8 protein-coding genes, 1 tRNA gene and 1 rRNA gene are annotated in these 9,201 nt (G+C 31.9%); 3 read left to right on the forward strand and 7 right to left on the reverse strand.

Going from position 1 to position 9,201, the window contains the following annotated elements:
* The first annotated feature begins 66 nt into the window (after positions 1 to 66).
* The 3 genes from ACKI42_RS06800 to ACKI42_RS06810 all read left to right on the forward strand — a co-directional run bounded on the left by ACKI42_RS06800 (position 67) and on the right by ACKI42_RS06810 (position 1,695).
* Positions 67 to 140: transfer RNA gene (locus ACKI42_RS06800), tRNA-Arg, on the forward strand.
* Between the two features lie 107 nt (positions 141 to 247).
* Complete coding sequence (locus tag ACKI42_RS06805) at positions 248 to 1,018, forward strand: phospholipase D family protein (RefSeq protein WP_407403773.1); 771 nt, start codon at positions 248 to 250, stop codon at positions 1,016 to 1,018.
* A 104-nt stretch (positions 1,019 to 1,122) separates the two neighbouring features.
* Complete coding sequence (locus ACKI42_RS06810) at positions 1,123 to 1,695, forward strand: DUF1572 family protein (protein ID WP_407403775.1); 573 nt, start codon at positions 1,123 to 1,125, stop codon at positions 1,693 to 1,695.
* A 2-nt stretch (positions 1,696 to 1,697) separates the two neighbouring features.
* On the opposite strand, the gene ACKI42_RS06815 is transcribed toward ACKI42_RS06810, so the two are convergent.
* The 7 genes from ACKI42_RS06815 to rrf all read right to left on the reverse strand — a co-directional run.
* Positions 1,698 to 2,537, reverse strand: coding sequence for an SH3 domain-containing protein (locus ACKI42_RS06815; protein WP_407403777.1), 840 nt, complete (start codon positions 2,535 to 2,537; stop codon positions 1,698 to 1,700).
* Between the two features lie 141 nt (positions 2,538 to 2,678).
* Complete coding sequence (gene prmA / locus ACKI42_RS06820) at positions 2,679 to 3,506, reverse strand: 50S ribosomal protein L11 methyltransferase (RefSeq protein WP_407403779.1); 828 nt, start codon at positions 3,504 to 3,506, stop codon at positions 2,679 to 2,681.
* A 16-nt stretch (positions 3,507 to 3,522) separates the two neighbouring features.
* Positions 3,523 to 4,071: a hypothetical protein gene (locus ACKI42_RS06825; RefSeq protein ID WP_407403781.1), complete on the reverse strand. Its 549-nt coding sequence runs from the start codon at positions 4,069 to 4,071 to the stop codon at positions 3,523 to 3,525.
* 126 nt (positions 4,072 to 4,197) lie between these two features.
* The gene (locus ACKI42_RS06830) at positions 4,198 to 4,911 is read right to left on the reverse strand and encodes a 3-ketoacyl-ACP reductase (RefSeq protein ID WP_407403783.1); all 714 of its coding nucleotides are present in this window, start codon (positions 4,909 to 4,911) and stop codon (positions 4,198 to 4,200) included.
* A gap of 600 nt (positions 4,912 to 5,511) precedes the next feature.
* Positions 5,512 to 6,144 carry a response regulator gene (locus ACKI42_RS06835; RefSeq protein WP_407403785.1) on the reverse strand — a complete coding sequence of 211 codons (633 nt, stop codon included), beginning with the start codon at positions 6,142 to 6,144 and terminating at the stop codon, positions 5,512 to 5,514.
* Positions 6,141 to 8,402, reverse strand: a complete 2,262-nt coding sequence (locus tag ACKI42_RS06840; RefSeq protein ID WP_407403787.1) for a histidine kinase — start codon at positions 8,400 to 8,402, stop codon at positions 6,141 to 6,143. The genes ACKI42_RS06835 and ACKI42_RS06840 overlap by 4 nt, the downstream gene beginning before the upstream one ends.
* Before the next feature lie 703 nt (positions 8,403 to 9,105).
* Positions 9,106 to 9,201 (reverse strand): 5S ribosomal RNA (gene rrf, locus ACKI42_RS06845); the annotation flags it as partial.

Below are 9,201 nucleotides of genomic sequence, written 5' to 3' on the forward strand. Positions count from 1 at the left end.
CAGGAGGTCGCAGGTTCGAATCCTGCCGCCCCGACTGTTTTATTAGTTTTCTCAAAACTAATCAATGGGTGCGTAGCTCAGCTGGATAGAGCATCTGCCTTCTAAGCAGACGGTCTCAGGTTCGAATCCTGACGCGCTCACTGAAACCTTACAATTCAATTTGTAAGGTTTTTTTTTATTGATACTAAAAATGGCTTTTTTTTGATATAAGGCTATTACAGCAGAACATTAATGATGATGAACATAGATGGGAACATTCTACAACGGCGCTAATTGTGATATCTACATTGGAAAAAGTGCAGGAAAGAAACTGTTGGATGAAATCTCTAATGCCAAGAGAAATGTTAAAATAGTATCTCCTTACCTATCTCCATTTTTGATTAAAGAATTGATAAATCTTCATAAAAAGGGAATTAAGGTTCATTTGGTAACTACAGATAATATAGAGGATTTCTATGGTGAATACGACAAAAATATCCATCAGCTTATTCACCAGAAAAAAGTAGTAAACAAAGAGGCAGAAGCCAAGCGAAGCCAATGGGAAAATATGGCTAGCGTAATTTTATTTATTGTCATTGCCCTTGGTACCCTTCTATTATTAGGACTTGCCGTGTACCAACAGTTAAAACTTATTCTAGGGATTGTGCCTGTAGTTGGGCTTTTGGTTCTTCGCAATTCTTACCGAGAGAAAATAAAAAAACAGCGGGTTTACCATTATAAGTACACGCAACTGTTTCCATTCAAGGTTTTCATGTCCCAAAGTAGCCAAGGAGGGAGCAAAAATACTTTTATCCATAGTAAAATCTACATTATAGATGACCAAGTGGTGTATATGGGATCTCTTAATTTCACAGCTAGTGGCATCAAAGACAACTACGAAACTAGAATTAGAACCACAGATTTCCAAGCGGTACAAAAGATCGTAGAAGAATTCAATGCCTTATTTTATCATTCAAAATTACCAGAAAGAGATATTCAGTTTTGGGGAAGCCAGCTGTACAAGGAAAGACCAAATTAGTAGATTTTATTTCAAAATTATTTTTTAATTTTATTTTATTTAAAATTAACATCCTCAGAGTGATTTGTTGGATTTAATTACTTTTTAAAATAAATAATGTAATTATGAAAAATAATTATCTAGAAGGCGTCGTAAAACAGTTTCAGTACTACAAAATATTGGCAGAGAAAACTTTTGAGCAACTTTCTGAGCAAGACCTAAACTGGAAAAACAATGATGAAAGTAATAGTATAGCCACAGTTATTCAACATATCAGTGGAAATATGCTTTCTAGATGGACAGATTTTCTTACAACGGATGGAGAAAAAACATGGCGCAATAGAGATAAAGAATTTGCTGAAAATCCTCTTTCCTCAGAAGATATTATTACCCTTTGGAAAAATGGTTGGAAATGCCTGTTGGATACTTTAGCTTCATTGATAGAGGAAAATTTAGAAAAAATCGTTTACATCAGAAACGAAGGTCATACTGTGGTAGAAGCCATTAACAGACAATTAGCGCACTACCCTTACCACATCGGTCAGATTGTTTTTATTGGTAAAATGATTGCCAATACCAATTGGAAATCGCTATCGATCCCAAAAGGAAATTCTGCACAATATAATGATGCCAAGTTTTCCAAAGAAAAAGGGAAAACTCATTTCACAGATAAAGTCCTGCTGAAGAAACCATTGTAAAATTATTTTAAACTAAACTTCGAACCATTCCATGTGTAAATTTTAGAACTGCGCTTAATTTTTTCTTTGTTTGTTTTTTCGTTTTTTTCCATATCTTCAGTTTTTAGAATAAAGGAATTGGCAATTCCACCTTTATCATTAGGAAATACGAACGTCTCTGAATGATAATACAAATCTGCATCGCCCACATTCATCAATTGAGGAAGCGCAATCAGTTTTTTATTGGCAAACAAAACATATTGTTCGTAAGAAGGAATTCCGCAAGCTTCCCCAGAAACCATCGTTTTCAACGTAAATTCTACTCCATCCAACTTATGATTGCTTTCTATGGTAAAAGTGCTATAACTAAGGCTTTCTCCAGATCCAGTTTCAAAAAAAACTTCGTCTAAAAGCTCATTATTTTCCAAAACTTTGATACTTGCGATATTCTGCAGGTAATTATCGCCATTTTCTTTGTCTTTTTTGCTTATTGTCTTAGTAATTCCATATAAGAAATCGAAGCCATTTTTGTTTCTATATCCAATACACAAATTTCCGCCCCAAACATATCCTTCTCCGGTTTTATCATCATCTTGGTAGGCAATTTTATACCAATTAGCACTTCTTTCTCCCAATTTTAGAGTAATTTCTTCTTTCTTGATTACTTCTATAACTTGATTACTTTGCAAAGAATCTACAACACTAGAGTTGATATTAGGCGCCGTTCTAACTCTGGTAAAATTGGTAAATATCTTTTGTGTTTTATTTTCTTGAAATTGATATACTCCAAGTTCGTATACATCGTCTTGGGCCATCATCAAAGTGATAGCAAGTAGAAATAGAAATGAAAAAAGCTTGTTCATGGAAATAATATTTTAGTAAAAATCATGAAAATACATGGTAAGGACAATCCTTATATTTAGCCAATTTTAAATTTAAGAATAAAAATAGGAAACCTCTAAGTAGAGATTTCCTATTTTTATATTGTACTAGAAATTTGAATGTTATTTTTGCAAAAGCAAACTTACCCATTCTTCTTTTTGTACTTGTTTTGTAAGTGTAAGATTGTTTTCTTTACAAACTTCTAAGATATCATCTACATCGAAGAAGCAAAGACCAGAAAGTAATAATTTTCCACCATCGTTAAGAACAGAAACGTAAGTGGGAATATCCGAAATTAGTATATTTCTATTGATGTTTGCCAAAATAATATCATAATTCTCAGAGCCCAAGTTTTCTGCAGTACCCAATTCGATATCCAATTCTACAGAATTTCTCACGGCATTTTCTTTTGAATTTTCAACTGACCACTCGTCAATATCAATCGCTTTGGTATCACCTGCTCCATTTTGTTTTGCATAGATTGCCAGTACAGAGGTTCCACAACCCATATCTAGTACTTTTTTACCTGCAAAATCAATATCCATCATTTGCTGAATCATAAGGTGAGTAGTTGGATGATGCCCTGTACCAAAAGACATTTTTGGCTGGATCACGATTTCGTGCATCCCTTCTACAGACTCATGAAATTCTGCTCTTATCAATACTTTATCATCAATATTGATTGGTGAAAAGTTTTTCTCCCATTCTTCATTCCAATTGATGTTTGGCATTTCTTTGAAGCTGTATTCTATTTTCACATTTTCATTACTGAAGAGGGGTAAATTCTTTAAATCCTCTTCTTTAAAAAGATCTGTCTGAATATATCCCAAAATACCATGTATTTCTTCCGTAAAACTGTCAAAACCAATCTCAATAAGCTCTGCCATTAATATATCTCCCCAGGGTTGAAGAGGTTCGATTTTGAAATCGAATTCCAAATAATTTTGCATTATAATTTTATTGTTATTATTTATGGGTATTACTTGGTAATTTATAGATGGCTAAAGATTCTCTTTCTATAAGATTTTCTTTTATCATTTTTATAATCAAATTACTTAGTATTTTTATCCCATCTTTTTTCTCATTGAGTTTTAGCATCTCGAAAATTTCAGTCTTGCTTGCTCTTCCTCTCTCCCTCAAAAACTCAACAATCTGTCTTCTTTCTTCTGATAGCATTCTATCCATTGTCATTTTTTTTGCCAAATCAATTTTTGTCTGTCTCTTTATATTAGACGGATGGAGGAAAACTTTAGCATTAGGATCGATGATGCAAAAAATATCTTTATCGGAAATAGGTACATCGGGATTGAAGGTTTTCCAAATAAGTTTTAAATTCCCAATTTGTTCTCTTTTTCCATCTTTATTAATAAACACAACAGTTTTTCTAGAGTTCTTAGGATTAACCTTTAGTATTTTCCCATATACCCCTTTTATTTGTCCTAATTTATTAACATAGAAAGGTTTTTCTGACTGGATATTTGCCAAAACAAAATCCACTTCATTATTATCATCCATAAATTAAATTTCTAAATACAATACAAATATAGTAATTCTTACTCATAATCATTTATGGTAAAGAATAATTGAAATTTTATAGAATGCAGATCGAAATTTAGAGATGATAACTAAAAAATATAATTACTATGGATTGGTCGAGAAGATAGATCCATTAGCAATAAGAGCTCTTCTATTCATTTTTAGGATATCCCTTACCCACTCTGCAAAATCTTCGGGTTGCAGTACTTTATCTGGATTCCCATCTGTAAGACCGCCTTGTATACTCATATCAGAAGCAATGGTACTAGGTGTAAGCGTTACTACGCGGATATTTTGTTTTCTCCATTCTGCCATCATAGATTGAGATAGAGAAACTACGGCTGCTTTAGAAGCCGCATATGCAGACATATTCGGGCCACCTTTAAGACCAGCAGTAGAAGCAACATTTACAATATCTCCTTCACCAGCTTCTACTAAGTATGGATGAACAGCTTTTGCTGCATAATAAACACCGAAAAGATTAGTATGGATTACTTGTTCCCAAGTCTCTGATGGCATCTCTTCAATAGATCCAAAATCACCGATACCCGCATTATTTATTAATATATTTACGCCTCCCAACTGCTCTACCAGATTGGAAATGCCAGTTTTCACAGCTTCTTCGTTATCAATACTGAATATAGTATACGCAGCATCTACACCCATATTTTTTATTTCTTGTACTGTAGCCTTTAGATTTTCTTCATTTCTACCAGTAATTCCAATGTTTACTCCTTCTTTTGCAAGTAATAACGCTACTGCTTTACCAAGTCCTCTGCCACCACCTGTAATGATGGCATTTTTCCCTTTTAAATTCATTGCTGTTCAATTTTAATACAACAAATTTACGAAACTCAACACTAGCAGTCCTATAATTTGTTGGATAAAAAAAACAATTTCTTCCACTCACTCGTAGGTGACTAGAGGTAATTCAATGATGCTTAGAAATGAATAAGATTGTCTGTATGGTTTAACTAAGATTATATGTAATCCCTCTTCCCCTTATGAATTAGTAGCAAAAAAAATCGTTAATCTATACAGAGATAGAGAAACGATTTTAAATAATTTAATTTTAGTATCACCTAAATTAATCATCATTTTTTGTGTTGTGTTTTTTATAATGATTCACATCATTTTGATATAGCAAAGATGAGATAAAATCCCCTATTATACTATCCCTATATATAGCTAAATTGGTAAGAAAAATGAGTTTTACTAAAAAAAAACGCCTATTATATCTAAGATAAAATAAGCGTTTTTAAAATAATTTTTTGTGTGTTTGGTGTCCAATTATCAATTATTCACCTAAGTTTGTGTTTCTACCTCCTTCAATTTGCTCTCGGTATAATACGGTAAAGATGGTGAATAATATGACGTGAAAAAATACCTATTTTTAGCTATTTTTAAGTATTTTTTTCACTATAATTTCAAAATCAAACCATATTCAATTGCTAAACTTATCGCCGAACTTAAATTATTAGTTTTAAATTTCTCAATTAAATTTTTTCTATGACTGTCCACTGTATGAGTGCTGATAAATAATTTCTCTGCAATTTGCTGTGTTGTAAGCCCAGTAGCAGCTTCTATTAGGATCTCTTTTTCACGACGCGTCAATTTAGGAATTGTATTCAGTCCTTCTTTATCTTTTTTATTCAGTGTTTCTTGAGTTTGACTACAAAAGAATGTTTCCTCATTGTAGATTTTGTTTATTCCATTTAAAATCTCATCTACAGATGCATTTTTCTGTATATAACCTGAGGCACCTTCTTGGATGGCACTATTTATCACCGCATATTCATTATGTACACTCAGCATAATGATATGCATGGATGGATAACTTTGTTTTAGTGGCTTTATAAGCTCTATACTATTTACATCTCCCAAATTAATATCCAATAGTAAAATATCTATGGGATTATTTTTCAACTCAGCACTCATAGCTTCAGACGTAGAAAAACATCCTATAACTTCTATATTTTCTTGTTTTGATAATATAGTGCTTAGCCCTTCTGTAAGTAATGGATGATCATCTGTAATTGCAATTTTTATCATGAATTAGATTTTGGAAAATTAAAATCTACACTTGTTCCCAATTTTTCATCAGAATTGATATTAAATCTACCTCTTAAAGATTCAATTCTTGTATAAATATTATGGAAACCAGCTGATTTTGATAGGTTAATTCTAGTCATATCAAATCCTTTGCCATCGTCCTCTACCGTTACAGAATAGTTTTCTTTTTCTTCTACAAGTTGTATAATTATTTGTGTTGCATGTGCGTGTTTCACAGAGTTGTTTACTAGTTCCTGAATAATTCTATACACCAATAATTGATGCTCCTTGGTCAAAGATTTTGTATAACTCAAAAATTGCACATCAATTTCCAAATTTTTGTTAGACATCCTCGTTGCATATTCTTTAAGTGCTTCTTCCAAACCATACTTTTGAAGTAAGTCAGGCATAAGATTGTGGGCAACACGTCGCAACTCATCTACAGCACCATCTAATTGCTTGATAGATTTCTCCATTTCAATCTTTGTATGATCTTCTACTTTATCATTAAGATGGGAAAGTTGAATTTTTGTACTTGACAACAAACCTCCCAAACCGTCATGAAGATCACGCGCCAATCTGCTCCTTTCCAATTCTTCACCTTCTAAAAGTGCCGTAAGAGTGGAAATTTTAGAGTTCTGACGTTCTTTATCAATCTCGAATTGATGAAGCTTTTCACGCTGTTTCATACTATTATATCGCTGCTTATAGAGATATATCAAAAGAAGGAGGAGTAGAGTAACAATTATGCTTATCAGTACAAAATAACTATTTATCTTTTCTTTATAAGAAAGTTCTTTTTTGAAGTTAATTAAATCCTTATTATGCGTTTGATTTTCCAATTTTGAAAGATTTAATTCCTGTGCTCTTGATTCTGATCTTAACTCGGATAATTGCAGTTTTTTTCTTTGGTTTTCTTCTGTTAATTTTAAGAAATCCAATTCCTGGGATTGTTGTATACCTAGTGCTTTCATCAATTGCAATCTTTGTTCTTTTTTATCAGATTCTAGCTTTAATCGGATGAATTTTTGTTTTTGAAGTTCTTTTTCATACTGTGCCTCCAAATCTTTACCAATCTTCACTTTATCTTGATCATAAATGGATTGGAAAGTTTTAGAATATAATTTATGATAGCGTAATGCTTCTGCATAGTTACCATCTTTTTCTGCGATATCAGTAAGTCCCTCGTACAAAGATAGTTTCGTATGTTGATCAGTAAGACTTTCTTCATTCATGACCTTTAAAGCAGATAACAAATAACTTTTTGCAGATTTTGTATCATTATTCTGTATAGCAATTTCAGACAATATTCCGTATGATGAAGCTAAATGTGTTGAATGACCAGACTTTTCTGCAATCTCTTTTGCCATATTAGCATAATAAAATGCCTTATTAAGATAATCTCCTGCATAAAATTTAAGATATAAATTAGCCAAATTAATAGCAACAAATGACAAGTTTGAAGGTACAGCATTCAATTCGGTATTACTTTTAAAAATGGTAATTGCTTGTAAATAGTATTTTTCTGTTTGATCTCTAATATGCTCGTTATCAGGACTTTTACTCAATTTTTGCTCATATACATATCCCATCATCATATTGGCATCAAAAAGATCATTTTTCCTATTAGCTTTCTGAGCAATATCAAGCGCTAACTTTCCATACTTTTCTTGTAATTCAAACTCTTCCCAATTAGCATAAAGACCATTTAATTCTCGATATACACCAAAAGTCCTAGAACTCAACGTTATTGAATTAGAAGCTTTTTGGTAAAAACTTACAGCTGTCAAAAAATTTTTAACAGCCTGAGGTTCTTTATTATTTCTTATATTTAACCAACCTTCGCAATAGTTTACATAGCCAAAAGTTTCTGCATCATTAGCTTGTCTACTAGCTTCCTTAGCTTTATATATTGCCTTTTCCGAAGCTACGATATTATCATCCAATCTGTAAGTCATAGCTTGGATACAATACAAGTAAGTAGCATATTGATACAGCTTACTATTTTCAGCTTGACTAATATTTTTAGAAAGTAATTGAAATGCTTTTTCTGGCTGATTATCAAAAAATAATGCTTGAGCATACTTACCCGTGACCAAAAATTTAGTACTGCTATTAATGGGCGCAGAACTATATTGCTTTTCTAAATTTTGAAGCGCATTTTGAGAATATAAAAAAGTCGAGAAAATGGTAATCAGGATAATTAATCCCTTAAAAATTAGTGAATTCGATCGTAAATTAAATTTATCATCAAGCATTAGAATATTACATATTTACATTTTAAATTGCTAATATAATACTATAAATGATAATATTATCACCATATGAGGAGAATAAAGTCAAAATATCAAAAATAAATACCGAACCATTATGGAAGAAAAAAAATAATATTTAATTTATAAAAATAATGTTTTATTTTTGATATATAGATAACAAAGCAACAATACTACATTTTCTCAGATGGTATAATTTGTGCTACAAAACAGGGTTTATATGATAGCTATTTCGGGCTTTCACTACTCGCTTTTTTGCGCCAACGCATATAAATATCCATTACCAAGCAAAAATAGCTCAAAACTAACGAAGTGATTCGAGGAAGTCAAACACGCCTTTCAATCACGGCTATTTTGGTTATTAGTTATCAGTTATCAGTTATCGTAAGTTGCGATTTTAAATTTCTAAGCATTAACATCTTTGCATGAAATTGATCAAGAATACAAAATTGTTAGTAATTAGTGATTAGTAATAACAAAATTTAATTTTGTGAGTGACTTAAAAAAAAATAATTTGAAAAGTTATTGAACTTTTGATCGATTGATATTGGTTTTTTATGGTGTATACTATCTAAAAAGCCTAGCTATAACCATCAAAAACTAGTAACCAAACTATCACCAAACAACCAACTTTAAGTTTGTAGCAAAAAAAAAGCTCATTCAAATTAATGAATGAGCTTTTTTAAAAAACTGGCGGCGACCTACTCTCCCGCTTTCGCAGTACCATCGGCGCTAGAGGGCTTAACTTCTGTGTTCGGAATGGGAACAGGTGAGCCCCTCTGCT

The sequence above is a fragment of the Chryseobacterium sp. genome, from assembly GCF_045629545.1.
Taxonomy (GTDB): Bacteria; Bacteroidota; Bacteroidia; order Flavobacteriales; family Weeksellaceae; genus Chryseobacterium.

Bases quoted from the DNA above. Each gene is read 5' to 3' on its own strand.
- ACKI42_RS06835 (WP_407403785.1), bottom strand. From the start codon at position 6,144: ATGATAAAAATTGCAATTACAGATGATCATCCATTACTTACAGAAGGG.
- ACKI42_RS06825 (WP_407403781.1), bottom strand. From the start codon at position 4,071: ATGGATGATAATAATGAAGTGGATTTTGTTTTGGCAAATATCCAGTCA.
- ACKI42_RS06815 (WP_407403777.1), bottom strand. From the start codon at position 2,537: ATGAACAAGCTTTTTTCATTTCTATTTCTACTTGCTATCACTTTGATG.
- ACKI42_RS06830 (WP_407403783.1), bottom strand. From the start codon at position 4,911: ATGAATTTAAAAGGGAAAAATGCCATCATTACAGGTGGTGGCAGAGGA.
- ACKI42_RS06840 (WP_407403787.1), bottom strand. From the start codon at position 8,402: ATGCTTGATGATAAATTTAATTTACGATCGAATTCACTAATTTTTAAG.
- ACKI42_RS06805 (WP_407403773.1), top strand. From the start codon at position 248: ATGGGAACATTCTACAACGGCGCTAATTGTGATATCTACATTGGAAAA.
- ACKI42_RS06810 (WP_407403775.1), top strand. From the start codon at position 1,123: ATGAAAAATAATTATCTAGAAGGCGTCGTAAAACAGTTTCAGTACTAC.
- prmA (WP_407403779.1), bottom strand. From the start codon at position 3,506: ATGCAAAATTATTTGGAATTCGATTTCAAAATCGAACCTCTTCAACCC.